The organism is Bradyrhizobium sp. KBS0727, assembly GCF_005937885.2.
In the GTDB taxonomy this organism is placed as follows: domain Bacteria; phylum Pseudomonadota; class Alphaproteobacteria; order Rhizobiales; family Xanthobacteraceae; genus Bradyrhizobium.
Map to the genome: position 1 here is coordinate 1,807,092 of NZ_CP042176.1, position 17,191 is coordinate 1,824,282.

General features: G+C 64.9%; 19 protein-coding genes and 1 tRNA gene. 12 read left to right on the forward strand and 8 right to left on the reverse strand.

Annotated elements, in window-relative coordinates:
- Positions 1-4 precede the first annotated feature (4 nt).
- Genes FFI89_RS08310 through FFI89_RS08320 form a run of 3 tightly spaced genes read right to left on the reverse strand, consistent with a single transcriptional unit; the run spans position 5 to position 2,904 of the window.
- Positions 5-454: a GNAT family acetyltransferase gene (locus FFI89_RS08310; RefSeq protein WP_138834574.1), complete on the reverse strand. Its 450-nt coding sequence runs from the start codon at positions 452-454 to the stop codon at positions 5-7.
- Positions 451-1,878 carry an FAD-binding oxidoreductase gene (locus FFI89_RS08315; protein WP_138834576.1) on the reverse strand — a complete coding sequence of 476 codons (1,428 nt, stop codon included), beginning with the start codon at positions 1,876-1,878 and terminating at the stop codon, positions 451-453. The genes FFI89_RS08310 and FFI89_RS08315 overlap by 4 nt, the downstream gene beginning before the upstream one ends.
- A 33-nt stretch (positions 1,879-1,911) precedes the next feature.
- A complete protein-coding gene (locus FFI89_RS08320; RefSeq protein WP_138834578.1) occupies positions 1,912-2,904 on the reverse strand; it encodes an L-threonylcarbamoyladenylate synthase in 993 nt (330 codons plus the stop codon).
- 69 nt (positions 2,905-2,973) lie between these two features.
- Between FFI89_RS08320 and FFI89_RS08325 the strand changes: the two genes are divergently transcribed.
- Together FFI89_RS08325 and hemC are read left to right on the forward strand one after the other, a co-directional pair.
- Positions 2,974-3,050: transfer RNA gene (locus FFI89_RS08325), tRNA-Pro, on the forward strand.
- Positions 3,051-3,210: 160 nt separating this feature from the next.
- Positions 3,211-4,158, forward strand: coding sequence for a hydroxymethylbilane synthase (gene hemC, locus FFI89_RS08330; protein ID WP_246669487.1), 948 nt, complete (start codon positions 3,211-3,213; stop codon positions 4,156-4,158).
- Positions 4,159-4,223: 65 nt separating this feature from the next.
- Here hemC and FFI89_RS08335 read toward each other — a convergent pair whose 3' ends face one another.
- From FFI89_RS08335 to FFI89_RS08350, 4 genes are all read right to left on the reverse strand, one after another.
- A complete protein-coding gene (locus tag FFI89_RS08335; protein WP_168212834.1) occupies positions 4,224-5,192 on the reverse strand; it encodes a tripartite tricarboxylate transporter substrate binding protein in 969 nt (322 codons plus the stop codon).
- A gap of 70 nt (positions 5,193-5,262) precedes the next feature.
- Complete coding sequence (locus tag FFI89_RS08340; RefSeq protein ID WP_138834584.1) at positions 5,263-5,958, reverse strand: DUF1045 domain-containing protein; 696 nt, start codon at positions 5,956-5,958, stop codon at positions 5,263-5,265.
- A 20-nt stretch (positions 5,959-5,978) separates the two neighbouring features.
- Positions 5,979-7,181 carry an alpha-D-ribose 1-methylphosphonate 5-triphosphate diphosphatase gene (locus FFI89_RS08345; protein WP_138834586.1) on the reverse strand — a complete coding sequence of 401 codons (1,203 nt, stop codon included), beginning with the start codon at positions 7,179-7,181 and terminating at the stop codon, positions 5,979-5,981.
- Positions 7,178-7,846, reverse strand: coding sequence for a DapH/DapD/GlmU-related protein (locus tag FFI89_RS08350; RefSeq protein ID WP_138834588.1), 669 nt, complete (start codon positions 7,844-7,846; stop codon positions 7,178-7,180). Before FFI89_RS08350 ends, FFI89_RS08345 begins: the two co-directional genes overlap by 4 nt.
- Before the next feature lie 253 nt (positions 7,847-8,099).
- Between FFI89_RS08350 and phnC the strand changes: the two genes are divergently transcribed.
- The 4 genes from phnC (at position 8,100) to phnE (FFI89_RS08370) (ending at position 11,739) form a co-directional block, all read left to right on the forward strand.
- Positions 8,100-8,915, forward strand: coding sequence for a phosphonate ABC transporter ATP-binding protein (gene phnC, locus FFI89_RS08355; RefSeq protein ID WP_138834590.1), 816 nt, complete (start codon positions 8,100-8,102; stop codon positions 8,913-8,915).
- 76 nt (positions 8,916-8,991) lie between these two features.
- On the forward strand, positions 8,992-9,927 hold the full coding sequence (gene phnD / locus FFI89_RS08360; RefSeq protein ID WP_138834592.1) for a phosphonate ABC transporter substrate-binding protein: 936 nt from the start codon (positions 8,992-8,994) through the stop codon (positions 9,925-9,927).
- Positions 9,928-10,009: 82 nt separating this feature from the next.
- Positions 10,010-10,894, forward strand: a complete 885-nt coding sequence (phnE, locus tag FFI89_RS08365; RefSeq protein ID WP_138834594.1) for a phosphonate ABC transporter, permease protein PhnE — start codon at positions 10,010-10,012, stop codon at positions 10,892-10,894.
- Entirely contained in the window at positions 10,891-11,739 is an 849-nt protein-coding gene (gene phnE / locus FFI89_RS08370; protein WP_138834596.1) for a phosphonate ABC transporter, permease protein PhnE, read from the forward strand. Before phnE (FFI89_RS08365) ends, phnE (FFI89_RS08370) begins: the two co-directional genes overlap by 4 nt.
- Positions 11,740-11,742: 3 nt before the next feature.
- Here phnE (FFI89_RS08370) and phnF read toward each other — a convergent pair whose 3' ends face one another.
- Positions 11,743-12,471 carry a phosphonate metabolism transcriptional regulator PhnF gene (gene phnF / locus FFI89_RS08375; protein WP_138834598.1) on the reverse strand — a complete coding sequence of 243 codons (729 nt, stop codon included), beginning with the start codon at positions 12,469-12,471 and terminating at the stop codon, positions 11,743-11,745.
- A gap of 121 nt (positions 12,472-12,592) precedes the next feature.
- On the opposite strand from phnF, the gene phnG reads away from it, so the two are divergent.
- From phnG to phnL, 6 genes are read left to right on the forward strand one after another with little or no spacing between them, the layout of a single operon-like run.
- Complete coding sequence (gene phnG / locus FFI89_RS08380) at positions 12,593-13,069, forward strand: phosphonate C-P lyase system protein PhnG (protein WP_168212835.1); 477 nt, start codon at positions 12,593-12,595, stop codon at positions 13,067-13,069.
- A gap of 3 nt (positions 13,070-13,072) precedes the next feature.
- Positions 13,073-13,681, forward strand: a complete 609-nt coding sequence (gene phnH / locus FFI89_RS08385) for a phosphonate C-P lyase system protein PhnH (protein WP_138834602.1) — start codon at positions 13,073-13,075, stop codon at positions 13,679-13,681.
- A gap of 12 nt (positions 13,682-13,693) precedes the next feature.
- Positions 13,694-14,797 carry a carbon-phosphorus lyase complex subunit PhnI gene (locus FFI89_RS08390; protein ID WP_138834604.1) on the forward strand — a complete coding sequence of 368 codons (1,104 nt, stop codon included), beginning with the start codon at positions 13,694-13,696 and terminating at the stop codon, positions 14,795-14,797.
- A complete protein-coding gene (locus FFI89_RS08395; RefSeq protein WP_138834606.1) occupies positions 14,794-15,678 on the forward strand; it encodes an alpha-D-ribose 1-methylphosphonate 5-phosphate C-P-lyase PhnJ in 885 nt (294 codons plus the stop codon). Before FFI89_RS08390 ends, FFI89_RS08395 begins: the two co-directional genes overlap by 4 nt.
- Complete coding sequence (phnK, locus tag FFI89_RS08400; protein ID WP_138834608.1) at positions 15,671-16,471, forward strand: phosphonate C-P lyase system protein PhnK; 801 nt, start codon at positions 15,671-15,673, stop codon at positions 16,469-16,471. The genes FFI89_RS08395 and phnK overlap by 8 nt, the downstream gene beginning before the upstream one ends.
- Positions 16,472-16,480: 9 nt before the next feature.
- Positions 16,481-17,179 carry a phosphonate C-P lyase system protein PhnL gene (gene phnL / locus FFI89_RS08405; protein WP_138834610.1) on the forward strand — a complete coding sequence of 233 codons (699 nt, stop codon included), beginning with the start codon at positions 16,481-16,483 and terminating at the stop codon, positions 17,177-17,179.
- Positions 17,180-17,191 lie beyond the last annotated feature (12 nt).

Below are 17,191 nucleotides of genomic sequence, written 5' to 3' on the forward strand. Positions count from 1 at the left end.
AAAACTACGGCGTCGGGGCGCGGCCGTCGAGCCATTTGGCAAAGGTTACCGTCTCCCGGTTATAGTAACCGATCGATCGGTAGAACGCGTGAACCTGCGCATTGTCCTTGCGGACCATCAGTTGCAGTTTGAGGATGCCGCGCTCGCGCAGCCACGCTTCCGCGGCGTTCATGATGGCGCGGCCAAAATTCAGGTAGCGGCGATCCGGATCGACCGTGACGTAGTAGACCCAGCCGCGATGGCCGTCATGGCCGACCATGACCGATGCCGCGAGGACGCCGTCGCACCGGCCGATCAGCACCGTGGAATTGTCGTCGCGGCGGGCGAGCGCAATATCGGCGGCGGGATCGTTCCACGGTCGCGTCGATCCGCAACGCTGCCAGAGTGCGATGACCTCGGCGACATCCTGGTCTTCAATCTCGGCGATGCTCAGCGTCCCGCCCGGATTGCTCACAGCACCTTGCCCGGATTCATGATGCCATGCGGATCGAGCATCTTCTTGATGCCGCGCATCAGTTCGATCGCGACCTTGTCCTTGACGTCGGGCAGTTCGTCGCGCTTGAGCACGCCGATGCCGTGCTCGGCCGAGATCGATCCGCCCATGCGCAGCACGATCGCGAACACCACCGCGTTGACCTCGTGCCAGCGCGCCAGAAAATCCTCCGACTTGCCGCCGACCGGCTGGGAGACGTTGTAATGGATATTGCCGTCGCCGAGGTGGCCGAACGGCACCGGCCGCGAGCCGGGGATCAGCTTGACGACGGCGGCGTTGGCTTCCGCGATGAACTCGGGCACCGCCGCGACCGGCACCGAGATATCGTGCTTGATCGACCCGCCTTCCGGCTTCTGCGCCGCCGACATCTCGTCGCGCAGCTTCCAGAAGCCGGCGCGCTGGGTCAGGTTCGCCGCGATCACGGCATCGTCGACGATGCCTTCTTCCATGCCTTTGGCGAGGATCGCTTCCAGCGTGGCACGGGCGTCGTCGCGCGGGGACGACAGTTCCATCAGCACGTACCAGGGATGCTTGCCGCTCAGAGGATCGCGGATGTCGATGCCGTGACGGATGCTGAAATCGACCGCGATGTCGGCCAGCAATTCGAAACTGGTGAGGCTGCCCGCTGCCTCGTTCTGCGAGATCGAGAGCAGTTTCAGCGCCTGCGCCGGCGATTTGAGGCCGACATAGGCGGTCTCCACCGCGCGCGGCTTCGGAAACAGTTTCAGGGTCGCAGCCGTAATGAAACCGAGCGTACCTTCGGCGCCGATGAAGAGGTTGCGCAGGTCGTAGCCGGTATTGTCCTTCTTCAGCTTCGACAGGCCGTTGAGGACCCGGCCGTCGGCCAGCACCACTTCGAGCCCGAGCGCCATCTCGCGCGCGACACCGTAAGCGAGCGCGGCGGTGCCGCCGGCATTGGTGGAGAGATTGCCGCCGATGGTGCAGCTTCCCTCGGCGCCGAGCGACAGCGGGAACAGCCGGTCGACGTCACGGGCCGCGTTCTGCGCGATCTGCAGCACCACGCCGGCCTCGCAGGTCATGGTGTTCGACGCCGGATCGATCTCGCGGATCTTGTCCAGCCGCCGCATCGAGACCACGACCTCACCATTATGCGGGGTCTGTCCGCCGACCAGGCCGGTATTGCCGCCCTGCGGCACCAGTGCGATTCTGTGCGCGCTGGCGAGCTTGCAGATCGCGGATACTTCGGCGGTCGTTCCAGGTCGCAACACCAGCGGCGAGCGGCCGTGAAACAGGTCGCGTTCCTCGGTGACATAGGGTGCGATATCGGCGGCGTCGGTCACCGCATACTTGTCGCCGACGATCATGCGAAATTTCGCGATCAGTTCAGGCGGCAGCGGCGGCACGGCGGCTGGAGCGATATTCATCGTCGTCTCTTTCATGGCCGCCTTGCGGCGGCGTTATTCCCGTCCGACCGCCGCACGGCGCAGCCGGTCGTTGATGGCTTCACCCAGTCCTTCGTCCGGGATCGGCATGACCGCGATGGTGCGCACGCCCCGGGCATCGAGCGCGCGAAGAAAACCGAACAGGTTGGCGGCGGCCTCGGCGAGATCGCCGCGTGCAGACAGATTCATCACTGCGGAAGCGGCGTCAATTCCCGAAATTGCTCCGAGGCCGAACGCGAGCAATGCCTCGCCGGGCTCGATCTGGCTTGCATGAAGCCGCACCTTCGCGCGTGGCGCGTAATGCGAGGCCAGCATGCCCGGCGCCAGAGGTTGTCCGCTGTCGCTGTCGGCGTCGACCGGCGGCTGCAGCAGCGGGCGGCCGAGGACGCGTTCGATCTCGGCGCGCGGCAGGCCGCCGGGCCGGAGCAGCATCGGCTGGTCGAAGCAGCCGACAATGGTCGATTCGACGCCGACCGCGACCGCGCCACCGTCGACGATCAGGTCGATCCGCCCCGAAAGGTCGCTTTCGACATGGGCGGCGGTGGTCGGCGAGACGTGGCCCGACAGGTTGGCCGAAGGTGCGGCCACCGGACGGCCGAACCGGCGCAGGATATCGCGCGCCACAGGGTGGGCCGGTATCCGGATCGCGACGGTATCGAGGCCCGCGGTCGCAAGGTCCGCCACCGCGCAGCCATCGGCCTTGGGCAAAACCAGCGTCAGCGGACCCGGCCAGAATGCCTCGGCGAGGGCCAGCGCCGGGGCGTCAAAGCGGGCGATCTGCCGCGCGGCGCTGATATCGCCGACATGGGCGATCAGCGGATTGAAGGCCGGGCGGCCCTTGGCCTGGTAGAGGCGGGCGATCGCCGCCGGATTGGTGGCATCGGCGCCGAGGCCGTAAACGGTCTCGGTCGGGAATGCGACCAGCCCGCCCTGGTCAAGGGAATGCGCGGCTGCGGCCGTGGCAGCCTCGCCGGCGGGCAAAATCGGGGTCTTCAGGCCGACATTCACTGTGATTTATTTCCTCAAATCGGCGCCTTGCAGTGGCCGAAACCCAAGGCTATAAGCCGCGTTCTTAGTCGGAGTGTGGCTCAGCCCGGTAGAGCACTGCGTTCGGGACGCAGGGGTCGCAGGTTCGAATCCTGCCACTCCGACCATTCACCGTCAGATTTGGTTCTGATTGCTGGTGATACCCGAGTCAACCACCAACTCGACGCTGAAAACCCTCAGCTTTTCGCCATTCCCGCGGCCTGATCGCATTCGAACGGAGACCGGGTGTCAGAACAAGGTTTACGGATCGGTACGCGCAAGAGTGCGATGGCGCTGGCGCAGACGCACGAGGTTGCCCGGCTGCTGCGCGCCGCCGATCCCGGTCTTGCCGTCGAGATCGTGAGATTCGAGACCCGCGGCGACCAGGACCAGACCAGCAAATTGCTCCGCCATGGCGGCAAGGGCGGCGCGTTCGTCGCCGAGATTCGCGAGGCCATGCGGGCCGGCGAACTGCAGGCGGCGATGCATTCGCTGAAGGACGTTCCCGGCAACGAGGAGACGCCCGGCCTGATCATCGCGGCGACCCTGCCGCGCGATGCCGCCAATGATTCGCTGGTGCTGCGTCCCGGCCTCTCGCTGGAGAGTTTCAAGGCGTCGCGCGGCAAGGGCTTCAAGATCGGCACCAACGCGGTGCGGCGCGCGGCCTATCTGCGCCGGCTGTTTCCGGAAGCCACCGTCATCCATTACCGCGGCGCGGCCGATACCCGCGTCGCCAAGCTCGATCGCGGCGACATGCAGCGGCTGCCCGGCGGCGGCGAGGTCGGCCCGGCGGATGCGCTGGTGATGGCGCGATCGGGACTGGAGCGCATCGGGCTGACCTCGCGCATCGCGCATGATTTCTCGGTCGCTGAAATGCTGCCCGCGGTCGGCCAGGGCATCGTCGCGGTCGAATGCGTCGAGAAGGACTGGGTCACACGCGAACGGCTGGCCAGAATCGAAAATACGCCGTCGCGGCTCTGCGCCGAGGCCGAGCGTGAGGTGCTGTGGGTGTTGAACGGCCATTGCAACTCGCCGATCGCCGGCCACGCCACGCTTGACGGCGACGAGATGACGCTCACCGCCGCGGTGCTGGACGAAGCCGGCAGCCGGTTCATCGAATCATCGCGACGCGGTGCGGCGAACCGGCCCCGCGAACTCGGCCGCGCGGTCGGCCTCGATCTGCTGGAGAACGGCGCCGCCGAGATCATCGCGCGCACCCGGCCTGACGAGCATTAGCCGTCGTTGGAGCCTGCTTTCGCCGGCACATAGGTCGTGCCGCGAACCTATCTCTGTTCCGCGCGCTATTGCGGCTGAATGCCGGCTTCGCGTGTCACGCGAATCCATTTCTCGATATCGGCGTGCATCAGGGCCGCGAATTCCTCCGGGCGGTTGCCGGCCGGCTCGATACCTTGCTCCGCCAGGAATTTCTCGATCTCGGGCGTCTTCAGTGCTTCGACGATGGTCTTGTTGAGCTTGTCGATGATCGGCCGCGGCGTGTTGGCCGGGGCCAGCACGCCGTTCCAACCGACAACCTCGTAGCCGTCCACTCCCGCTTCCGCGATCGTCGGAATGTCTGGTGCTGCGGCGAGGCGTTTGGCGGTGCTGACGCCGAGCGCCCGCACGGTCCCGGCCCGCACCTGTGGCAACGCGGTGATCGGCGTATCGAAGAAGGCTGCAACTTCGCCCGACATCACCGCCTGTTGCGCCTGCGGTACGCTGCGGTAGGGGATATGCGTCATCTTCACGCCGGCCTTGCTGAGAAAAAGCTCGGTGGCGAGATGCGCCAGGCTGCCGACCCCGACGGAGGCGTAGTTGAGCGGCTGCTTGCGCGCCAGTTCGACCAGTTCCCTGACCGACTTCGCCGGCGACGTGTTCGGCACCAGCAGGATTTCGCTGACCTTCGTCACCATGGAAATCGGCGCGAAATCCTTCTCGCTGTCGTAGGGCAGTTTGGCATAGAGCGCCGGATTGGCCGCATGGCTCGGAAACACCATCAGCAATGTGTAGCCGTCGGGCTCGGCCTGCGCGACCGCCCGGGTCCCGATGGTGCCGCCGGCGCCGGTGCGGTTGTCGATGATGACGGGCTGACCAAGCTGCTCGCTGATGTGCTTTCCGACCAGCCGCGCCAGAATATCGGTGATGCCGCCGGCGCCGGTCGGCACGATTATCTTGATGGTGCGCGTCGGATATTCCTCCGCGCGCGCCATCGGCGACCATGCCAGCGCCAGACAGATGACGAAGAGTGCGCGGCATATCCCTGAGGCGCCCATCCGTTGATCCCCATCCCCGTGTTCTTGTTCTTCACAGGCAGGATATCGGAGCATGGCTCGCAATGATACCTTAGCAGCTGGCGCGCAACGGCCAGTGGCCGATGATCCCAAAGCGCGACGCCGCGTCGTCCTGACGGAACAGCGCGATCCGGTCGATCTCGAGCGCCGCGACACCAATCACTGCAAACCGGTTTCGCAGCATCGCCACCACGTTGTCGCGTCGTTCGGCCGGCAACCGCCCGGTCAGCGTCATGTGAAAGCGAAATTCTTCCATCACGTAAGGATAGCCCCAGCGGTCCAGATACTCGCACTGCCTCGTCGTCAGCTTTGCGGGATGGCGCCGCGCGCGATCTTCCGGCGTTAGCGGTGCGCGGAAGAAGTCGAATGCGCGGGTGCAATCGGCGGCCAGCCGCTCGAGTTCGGCGGACGGTTCGGACGGGATCACCGCGATGAAACCGCTGAGGGAATCGACGACCGGCTTGATCAGGGGAACCGGCCGGGCCGCATCGGCGAAGAGCTCGCAGGCTGCGACAAGCTGGTTTTCGGTTCGACCGGTCGCCAGCGTCAGCGGCGCCTTCAGCGTGGCGTGAAAGCCGTAGGTGCGGGGATCCCGCGTCAGCTCGCGCCAATCCGTCGGTACGCCGTCCGGAAACGGCAGTTCTTCGCTAGAATAGGCGTCGTAGCCAAGCAGCGACGCGCCAAATTGCTCGAGTTCGCTGTCGGGAGCGGCCGCGTAGTAGATTGCGTAACGTGGGTGGGTTGCCATCGCGCCAGAATAGAGCCGTGTTACGCGGCCGCAACTGCCTTGCGTGCGACGGGTGCATGCACGAGACGGTTGGCCTCTGTCAGATGCACCAGACGCCCGGCGGCGATCACCGCGACGATTCGCGGCCGCAACGGCAGCGTGTCGTCGATGAGCAGTATGTCGGCGCGCGCTCCCGCCGCAAGCGTGCCGCGATCGGTCAGGCCGGCGGCACGCGCCGGTGCCGACGAGATCAGTTGCCAGGCCTCGGCCAGCGGCAACACGCCGTCGGCGGCGAGGCGAAATGCCGCCAGCAGCGGCGCCGGATAGTAATAGTCGGACGCCAGCACCGAGCACAGACCCTTGGCGATCATGTCGGAAGCTTTGGTCCAGCCGGTGTGGCTGCCGCCGCGCACGACATTGGGCGCCCCGAACACGATGAAGTCGCCTGAGGCGGCGGCCTCGCGCGCGGTTTCCTCATTGACCGGAAATTCGGCGATGCCGACACCCTGCGAACGGAACGCCTTGCGCATCTCCGGGCTCTCGTCGTCATGCGACAGCATCCGCACATTGGCGGCGCGTGCCGCCTGCGCCAGCCGGGCGATCGAGGCTGGCACGTCATCAGCGCGAGACACCACCTGCTCGACGAGGCGATCAAAAGCTTCGTCCGAGAGACCGGTGCGTTCCACCATGCGGCTGCGCTTCTGCGGCTTGGCGAGGCTGGCGACCGTTGAATCCATATGGTCGTTGAAGGCGAGCAGGTCCACGCGGCCTTCCGCTAGCCATTCGATGATCTCGGACTCGGCATCGAGATTGTAGGTCTCCTGCCGCAAATGGAAGCGGGTGTCGGCCGCAAGCTGCGGCCGCATCGCCTCGATCGCTTCCAGCAAGCATCTCGCATTGTCGCCGCTGCGCAGGCCGGGCTCCCACGACCAGGTGGTGGCGTGATAGACGGTGGTGATGCCGTTGCTGATGGCCTGCCGGTCGCTGTCGATCAAGGCGACGTCAACCGGGAAATCGACGCCGGGGCGCGGCATCATCTGCCGCTCAAAGGCGTCGCCATGGAGGTCGACGATTCCGGGCAAGACGAGCAGGCCATCCGCGTCGATGCCGGGCGAACTGTGCCCGTGATCCGAACCAACAGCGACAATCTCGCGGCCGGAGATTCGCAGCGAGGCGTCAACAATGTCGTAGCCGGCTTCCTGGCCGAGCAGGACCCGGCCGCCTTCGATCAACATGTCGGTCACGATGCGGCGCCTTGACGTCTGAGGGGTGAGCGGGCGGAAGCGGCTTCCGCCTCGTATTTTTCGAGAAAGCCCTCGACGTCGGGCTGGCGGAAGTCGGGCAGGGCACGACGCAGCGTCTCGTGGTCCCAGTCCCACCATGCAAGTTCGGCAAGCCTGCCGGCGATGCTCTCGGTAAACCGCCGCTTGATGACGCGCGCCGGATTGCCGCCGACAATGCTGTAGGCCGGGACGTCCTTGGTCACGATCGCGCCGGCCGCGACCACAGCGCCAGTCCCGATGCTGCGGCCCGGCAGGATCACCGCGCCATGTCCGATCCAGACGTCGTGGCCGATATGAACGTGGTGCTGGCGCCGCCAGGCGAAAAACGCGGCGTCGTCGGCCTCGCCGGGAAAATAGGCGCTGGCGCGGTAGGTGAAGTGGGCCTGCGTGGCGCGGTGCATCGGGTGGTTGCCCGGGTTGATCCGCGTCATCGCCGCGATCGAGCAGAACTTTCCGATCGTGGTGTAGGTGACCTGGGCGTCGTTGACGACATAGGAGTAGTCGTCGATCGCGACTTCGAGCAGGATGGTCCGTGCGCCGACTTCGGTATAGGCGCCGAACTTGCTCTCACGTACCGAGGCCGTGGGATCGATCGTCGGTTCGGTGGAAAGCGTCTTGCCGGCCATCTGCATTCCCTTCGGCAGTCCGAGGTGCGGGTAGTGCGCACCTCAGAGGTGCGGGGAGTGCGCACGTCATCAGGTCAGTTCATGACAGCGTCATGACGATTGCATGACTGACGTTTCCGGTGTGGACGATGGTCGCACCGCAGCACCGATGTCACACAACTGAAATATCCAGCCGATAGCGATGGTCCAAGACTAGGTATCAAGACCGGGTATCGAGACTGGGTATCTGGAGCCTGGGCGTTTGGAGCATTGCATGCTGGTGGTTGAAGGTTTGACGTGTCGTTTCGGCACCAAAGCCGCGGTGGATAATGCGTCATTCTCAATCGCGCCCGGCAGCTTCGTCGGCGTGATCGGCCGTTCGGGCGCCGGCAAGTCGACGCTGCTGCGGATGATCAATCGTCTCGCCGAACCCTCCGAAGGCCGCATCCTGTTCGAAGGCGTCGACGTGACCGCGCTGCGGGGCAAGAACCTGCGGCAGTGGCGCGCGCGCTCGGCAATGATCTTTCAGCAATTCAACCTGGTCGGCCGGCTCGACGTGCTGACCAATGTGCTGATGGGACGGCTGGCGGATATTCCGTCATGGCGCTCGCTGACACAGGCTTGGCCGGAACAGGACAGGGCGCTGGCGATGTCGGCGCTCGAACAGTTCGACATGGCCTCGCTCGCGGCCCAGCGCACCGACCAGCTTTCCGGCGGCCAGCAACAGCGGGTCGCGATCGCCCGCGCGCTGGTCCAGGAGCCCGACATCATTCTCGCCGACGAGCCGATCGCCTCGCTCGATCCCCGCAATACGCGGATCGTGATGGACGCGCTGTTGCGCATCAACAAGCATTTCGGAATCACCGTGATCTGCAATCTGCATTCGCTCGATCTGGCGCGGACCTATTGCGACCGCCTGATCGGGATGTCTGCGGGCCGGGTAGTGTTCGACGGCGCGCCGGCCGTTCTGACCGACCTTATTGCGCGCGAACTCTACGATCTCGAGGCCAATGACGTCATGGGTGGCGCGCCGGTCGCAGCTCCCGAAGTTTCAGGCGTTCCCGCGCTCGGCACCGCCGCCGCGGCCTGAGTTTCCGTTTTCTGTACAGGCGGCCGTTGCAGACCTGCACCGGCCGATAGGCGTATCCACAACAAGAGGGCATATCATGATCAATCGTCGCATCGTTTTGGCCGGCGCAGCCGTGCTGGCGTTTACGGCTTCGGCTTCAGCGCAGGACTGGAAAGGCAAATATCCGGAGCTGACGTTTGCCGTCGTGCCGGCCGAAAACGCCTCCGGCGTAACCGAGCGCTGGACGCCGTTCGTCGCCTATCTGTCGAAGGAGCTCGGCGTGAAGGTCACGCTGCGCATCGCCAACGACTATGCCGCCGTGATCGAAGGCCAGCGCGCCGGCAACATCCAGATCGCAAGCTACGGCTCGGCTTCGTTCGCGCGTGCCCGCTTGACTGGCGTCAAGACCGATGCCTTCGCTAACGACATCAACGCCGACGGCTCGACCGGTTACTACTCGATGTTCTTCGTCAAGGCCTCGAGCCCCTACAAGAACCTCGACCAATTGAAGGGCAAGAACCTCGGCCTGGTCGACCCGAACTCGACCTCGGGCAACAACGTCCCGCGCTTCGAACTCGACAAGATGGGCATCTCCGATGCCGATACCTATTTCGGCAAGGTGGTCTTCACCGGCAGCCACGAGAACGCGATGCTGGCGCTGTCGCAGGGTACTGTCGATGTCGCCGCCAACCAGTGGACCAGCGACGATGATTCCACACTGGCGCAGATGCTGACCAAGGGCATGCTGAAGAACGCCGACGGCTCGGCGATGAAGAAGGAAGATTTCCGGATCATCCACAAGTCGGCCCCGATCATCAACGGACCCTATGCCTACAATTCGGATTTGCCGGACGACCTGAAGACCGCGATCGCCAAGGCCTTTACCGAAGCGCCGACTAAGGACAAGGCGGCGTTCGAGCGACTGTCGGACGGCCAGAAGAAGGGCTTTCATCCCGCCACCACCAAGGATTGGGATGGCACCGTCGAGCTGATCAAGTTCGTGGACAATCTGCGTAAGAAGAAAGCGTCCTGATCGGTCGAGCGTAACGAGGAAGGCCGGGTCCGCAGCGACCCGGCCTTTTTCGGTTCAGCCCCAACCCGGCACATAGCCCACGATGACCTCAGCCGTATCGATCCTTCCAGAGCAGCAACTGGCTGCGCTCAACGACGCCTATCGCGCGGCGGTGGCTCGCAAGCGGCTGCGGGTAGTGCTGGCTGCGGCGGCGTTTTTCGCGGCGCTGATGGTCGCGGCCGTCGGCGCAGAGGTGAACCTGCGCACGCTGTTCACCTATTTCGGAAACTTCGCCAGCTATTTTGACCGCATCTTCACGCTGGAAGACGGCACGCGGGTGTGGACCAACGTCGGTGAGTGGTTCTGGGGCTGGCGCAAATGGCTCTGGATGCTCGGCGAGACCATCCTGATCAGCTACGTCGGCACCCTGATGGGCGCGGTTTTGGCCTTTGCGCTGAACTTCTTCGCCGCGCAAAACACCTCGCCGGGGCCGTGGCTGCGTTTTGCCGTGCGGCGCCTGCTGGAATTCGCCCGCACCGTTCCCGGCATCGTGTTCGCCCTGATCTTCGTCATCGCCTTCGGCCTCGGCCCGATGGCCGGCGTGCTGGCGATTGCGATCCACTCGACCGGTGCGCTTGGAAAACTGTTCTCCGAGATCGTCGAAAATGCGGACATGAAACCGGTCGAAGGCGTGCGCTCGACCGGCGCGAGCTGGTTGTCCTGCATGCGTTTTGCGGTGTTGCCGCAGGTGTCGGCGGGCTATGCCAGTTATGCGCTGCTGCGCTTCGAGATCAACGTTCGCGAGGCTTCGGTGATGGGTTTTGTCGGCGCCGGCGGCATCGGGCAGGAACTCGTGGTCGCGATTCGAAAGTTCTATTATTCCGACGTCAGCGCGATCCTGGTGACCATCATCGCCACGGTCTTCATCATTGATATCGGGACGGGCTGGCTGCGCGCCCGTCTGTTCGGCAGGGATGCCCGGGCATGAGCCAGTTGCCGAAGCCGGACCGTGAAAAGTTGCGGGCAAAATACCCTGATGTCTTCGACCGGCCGGCTTCTTCCCGGCTGGCGATGCCGGCGATGATAGCAGGCGCTTTCGCCATCTTCGTATTCGGGCTGGTCGATCTGGATTTTTCGCCGTCGAAACTGTTCAATGGCCTGCACCAGCTCGGCTGGATCACGCTGATGATGATCCCGCCCGATCCCGGATCGTCGCTGCCGATCTATCTTTCCGCGCTGGGCGAAACCCTCTCGATTGCGCTGCTCGGGACGACGCTCGCCGCCATCATGGCGTTGCCGGTCAGCCTGCTGGCGGCGCGCAACATCGTGCCCTCCAATTTCATCCGCTTTCCGGTGCGCCGCTTTCTCGATTCAATTCGCGGCGTCGACACGCTGATCTGGGCGCTGGTCTGGATCAATGTCGTCGGGCTCGGTCCGTTCGCCGGCGTGCTGGCGATCGCGGTGTCGGATTTCGGCGCATTCGGCAAATTGTTTTCGGAAGCCATCGAGGCCGCCGACCAGAAGCAGGTCGAGGGCGTCAGGGCCTCCGGCGGCAACGCGTTGCACGAGATACGCTTCGGCCTGATGCCGCAGGTGCTGCCCGTGATCGCGGGGCAGGTGCTGTATTTCATCGAGTCGAACACCCGCTCGGCCACCATCATCGGCATCGTCGGCGCCGGCGGCATCGGCTTGCAGCTCGCCGAGCAGATCCGCGTGCTGGAATGGCAGAAGGTCTCGTTCCTGATCCTGATGATCCTGGTCGCGGTGGCCGCGATCGACTGGATTTCAACCCGGCTGCGCTTTGCCATCATCGGCCGGCGCGCGGTGGCGTAAGCCTCAACTGCTCTCCACCAGGAACTCGACACGTTCGGCGGCGAAGCGCGAGCGCTTGGTCACCAGCGGCTTGCCGCTGGTATCGACGTCGGTGCTGTCGACTACCAACACCGGACGCCCGAGCGCGAGGTCCAGCCTTGCGGCGTCGGTTGCATCCGCGATGGCCGCGGTGATCCTGGTCGATGCGCGGTTGAAGTCACGGATCCCATAATGCGCAAGCAGCTTGGTCATCGAGCGCAGGTTGGCGAAGACCCTTCCTGCGTCGGGGAAACGTTCGGCGGAAAGCCAGGTGGTGCTGACGCAGATCGGCGTGCGGTCGGCGGATCGAACGGATTCGATCCGGATCAGCGGCGCGCCGGTCTTCAAGCCGAGTTCGCGCGCGAGTTCCCGCGTCGCGACGTCCTCGGAGGCGTCGATCAACTGGCCGCGCGGTTCCTGTCCGCCGGCGCCGACGATCTCGGAAAACCGCGTCCGTGAGCGCAGCGGATAGGCGAGGCGTTGGGCCTCGACATACGTACCGCTGCCACGTTCGGCCCGAACCAGCCCGCGTTCGGCGAGCGTTGCGAGCGCGCGGCGCACGGTGTGGCGGTTGACGCGGTAGGTTTCGGCGATCTCCATCTCGCCCGGCAGCTTTTCGCCCGCGGCAAAGCGGCCGTCGGCGATGCCGCGCTCGATGCCGTCGGCGACCTGCCGCCACAGGGCCACGCCGGAGGCGGTGTCCTGCATGCTCATGTCGTGCTCATGGCGCGAAATCAACCATCGGGAAAAATCACTTCGTTGTCACGAAACCTTCATGGCGTTCGGTTATCGAGTTGTCTAGTATCATAGACAACTTGAATCCGGCAAGGCCGATATGATGGCAAGCAGCGAAAGTTCAGGAAACGAGCGCGCGGGTCAGGCGCAGCGCAAGGCCGCCATGGCGGTGCTGGCGCACGCTGAAACGGCCGAGATATCGGCCCGGCTCGGGACCATCGCGTTGCCGGCGCACGAGAATTTGCGCGAAGCCGAGAACGGCCTGGTGATGGTGCGCGGCCGCGTTGGCGGCGACGGCGCGGCGTTCAACCTTGGCGAAGCCACGGTGTCGCGCGCGGCGGTGCGGCTTTCAACCGGCGAGGTTGGTTTCGGTTACACGCTCGGCCGCGACCGGCAGAAGGCAGAGTTGATCGCGCTCTGCGATGCCATGGTGCAGTCGGCAGAATTCGCAGAAATCGTGGAAGCAAAGGTGGTCGCGCCGCTGCGCGCGGCGTTGGTCGCGGAACGGAACCGCAAGGCCGCCGAGGCCGCGGCGACGCGGGTCGATTTCTACACGCTGGTGCGCGGGGAGGGCTGAGACATGACCACGGTTGCCGAACTGCCCGCCGGATTTGTCGACAAGGTGTTGTCGGCGCAATCGACCTTCCGCTCGGTCATGGATGCGATGGCGCGCCCCGGCAGCGTCCAGCGCATCGCCGCCACCGCCGGCACGCCGGCTGCGATGATGCGCGGTTCTGCTGCGATCGCGCTGACGCTGTTCGACCATGACACGCCGATCTGGCTGGATCGCGCGATGTCGGCGACTTCAGATGTGTCTAAATGGCTCAAGTTCCACACCAGCGCACCGGTCATTGCGGATTCGTCGATCGCCAGCTTCGCGCTGATCGGCAATCCCGAAGATCTGCCGCCGCTCGATCGCTTCGCGTTCGGCAGCAACGAATATCCGGACCGTTCCACGACGCTGATCCTGCAGGTCGAGAGCCTGTCGCAGGGCGCCCTCTTCGAATTGCGCGGCCCCGGCATCGACGGCACCACAACCCTGCAGGCGCAGATCCGGCCGCATGACCTGTTCAAGCGGCTCGCCGTCAATTCAGCGCTGTTCCCGCGCGGCATCGACGTCGTGCTGGTTCATGACGACGCCATTGTTGCGATACCGCGCACGACGCGGCTGGTCGCCAAAGGCGATTGAGGGAGACTGACCATGTATGTAGCCGTCAAGGGCGGCGAGCGCGCCATCGAAAACGCCCATCGCCTGCTGGCGCATGAGCGGCGTGGCGACCGCGACGTTCCCGAACTGTCATTGGACCAGATCTCCGAACAGCTTTCGCTCGGCGTCGACCGCGTCATGACCGAAGGCTCGCTGTATGACCGCGAACTCGCGGCACTGGCGATCAAGCAGGCGCGCGGCGACATGATCGAGGCCATCTTTCTGGTGCGCGCCTTCCGCGCGACCCTGCCGCGCTTTGGTTCGACTGAGCCGGTCGATACCGGCGCGATGCAGGTGCGGCGTCGGATTTCCTCGACCTTCAAGGATATTCCCGGCGGTCAAATCCTCGGCCCGACCTTCGATTACACCCATCGCCTGCTGGATCCGCAACTCGCGGACGGGTTCGCGCCCGAAGCACCGGCGATGGGCGAAGCGTCCTTGGCTGCGACGCCGCGCGTGACCGACATTCTCGGTCGCGACGGCCTGATCGAGCCGTCGCCTGCGGCGGACGCCGATGTGCCGGTCGGCGATCTCACCCGGGAGCCGCTCAGCTTTCCGGCCGATCGCGATCTGCGTCTGCAAAACCTGGCGCGGGCCGACGAGGGCTTTCTGCTGGCGCTCGGTTACTCCTCGCAGCGTGGCTATGGCCGCAACCATCCGTTCGCGGGCGAAATCCGCTTCGGCGAAGTCGAGGTCGAGTTCATGGCCGAGGATGCCGGCTTTGCCGTGCCACTCGGTTCGATCGCGATGACCGAGTGCCAGATGGTCAACCAGTTCAAGGGCTCTGCCACCGAAGCGCCGTGCTTCACGCGCGGTTATGGTCTCGCCTTCGGGCAGAGCGAGCGTAAGACCATGTCGATGGCGCTGGTGGACCGCTCCCTGCGCGCCCGCGAACTCGGCGAGGAGTTGATCGCGCCGGCCCAGGACGAGGAGTTCGTGATGTCGCACTCCGACAACGTGCAGGCGACCGGCTTCGTCGAACATCTCAAGCTGCCGCATTACGTCGATTTCCAGTCCGAGCTCGGCCTGCTGCGCAAACTGCGCAAGGAATTCGCCGAGGCGAACCAGGCTCCGCCGATGCAGGAGGCCGCGGAATGAACGCTCCGGCTTACAATTTCGCCTATCTCGACGAGCAGACCAAGCGAATGATCCGCCGCGCGATCCTCAAAGCGATCGCGATCCCCGGCTATCAGGTGCCGTTCGCCAGCCGCGAGATGCCGATGCCCTATGGCTGGGGCACCGGCGGCGTACAGGTAACGGCCGCGATCCTCGGACCTGACGACGTGCTGAAGGTGATCGACCAGGGCTCGGACGACACCACCAACGCGATTTCGATCCGGAAATTCTTCGGCAAGACCGCCGGCGTCGCCACTACCACCGCGACCGCGGATGCCACCGTGATCCAGACCCGGCACCGGATTCCCGAGGCGCCGCTGCATGGCGGCCAGGTGCTGGTCTATCAGGTGCCGATCCCGGAACCGCTGCGCTTCCTGGAGCCGCGCGAGACCGAGACGCGGCGCATGCATGCGCTCGGCGAATACGGCCTGATGCATGTCAAGCTGTACGAGGATATCGCGCGCTTCGGCCATATCGCGACCGCCTACGCCTATCCGGTGAAGGTGAATGCGCGCTACGTGATGGATCCGTCGCCGACACCGAAGTTCGACAATCCGAAGATGGACAATTGTCCGGCGCTGCAATTGTTCGGCGCCGGCCGCGAGAAGCGGATCTATGCGATCCCGCCGCACACGCACGTCGTGTCGCTCGACTTCGAGGATCACCCGTTCACGCGCTACCGGTTCGACGCGCCCTGCGCGCTGTGCGGGGCCGGCGATTCCTATCTCGACGAGATCGTCACCGACGACAAGGGTAGCCGGATGTTCGTCTGCTCCGACACCGATTATTGCGAGTCCCGCCAGTCGACCGGCCATCGCGGCAGCGAAAGCGCGGCGCCGCACAAGGAGAGGGCGCATGGTTGAGCCCCGGACCATCGCGCAGGACGACCAGCCGCTGCTGGTCGCGGAAGACCTCGGCAAGAACTATGGCCGGCTGATCGCCTGCCGCGACGTATCGTTTGCGCTCTATCCGGGCGAGGTGCTGGCGATTGTCGGCGAGTCCGGCTCGGGCAAATCGACGCTGTTGCAACTGCTGTCGGCGCAGCTCACGCCGAGCGCGGGGCGCGTAAGCTACCGGATGCGCGACGGCGTGCTGCGCGATCTCGCGAGCCTTGGCGAGGCCGAACGGCGTTTTCTGTTCCGGACCGATTGGGGCTATGTGCATCAGGATCCGGCCCAAGGCCTGCGAATGGCGGTTTCGGCCGGCGCCAATGTCGGCGAACGGCTGATGGCGGTGGGGTGGAATCATTACGGCCACATCCGCGAAACCGCGTCGTCCTGGCTGGAGCGGGTCGAGATCGACACCGGCCGCATCGACGACGCGCCGAAGACCTATTCCGGCGGCATGCGGCAGCGGTTGCAGATCGCGCGCAACCTCGTCACCGAACCGCGCCTGGTGTTCATGGACGAGCCGACCGGCGGACTGGATGTTTCGGTGCAGGCGCGGCTGCTCGACCTGATGCGCAACCTCGTCAGCGAACTAGGCCTTGCCGCCGTCGTCGTCACTCATGATCTCGCGGTGGCGCGGCTGCTGTCGCACCGCGTGATGGTGATGAAGGGCGGGCGGGTCATCGAGACCGGTCTGACCGATCAGGTCCTCGACGATCCCCGCGAGCCCTACACCCAGTTGCTCGTTTCCTCGATTTTGCCGGCGTGAGCTGAAACAATGACCGCGATGATCGACATCACCAACGCCAAGAAGAGTTTTACGATGCACCTGCAGGGCGGCATCGAGCTGCCGGTGGTGAGCGGCGTCTCTTTCCATGTCGAGCCGGGCGAATGTGTGGTGCTCTCGGGACCGTCAGGCGCCGGCAAATCCTCGATCCTGAAAATGATCTTCGGCAATTACCGCTGCGACGGCGGACGGATCGGGATTCGTCACCAGGGTTCGGTGATCGATCTCGCCACTGCCGAACCGCGGCAGGTACTCAGCGTGCGCCGCTCCACCATCGGCTATGTCAGTCAGTTCCTGCGCGCGGTGCCGCGGGTCGCGACCATCGACGTGGTGGCCGAGCCCTTGATCGCGAACGGGATCGCGCGCGCCGAGGCCCGGGAAAAGGCAGGCGCGCTGTTGCGCCGGCTCAATATTCCCGAGCGGCTGTGGGCGCTGCCTCCATCGACCTTTTCCGGTGGCGAACAGCAGCGCGTCAACATCGCCCGCGGTTTCATTTCGAATCTGCCGATCCTGCTGCTGGACGAGCCGACCGCTTCGCTGGACGCCGCCAATCGCGCCGTCGTGGTCGAGTTGGTCGGCCAGAAGAAGCGCGAGGGCGTGGCGATGGTCGCCATCGTTCATGACGACGAGATACGTCATCTGATCGCCGACCGGATTGTCGACGTGACATCGTTTGCCGCCGCGGCATGAAGGAAGAGACGT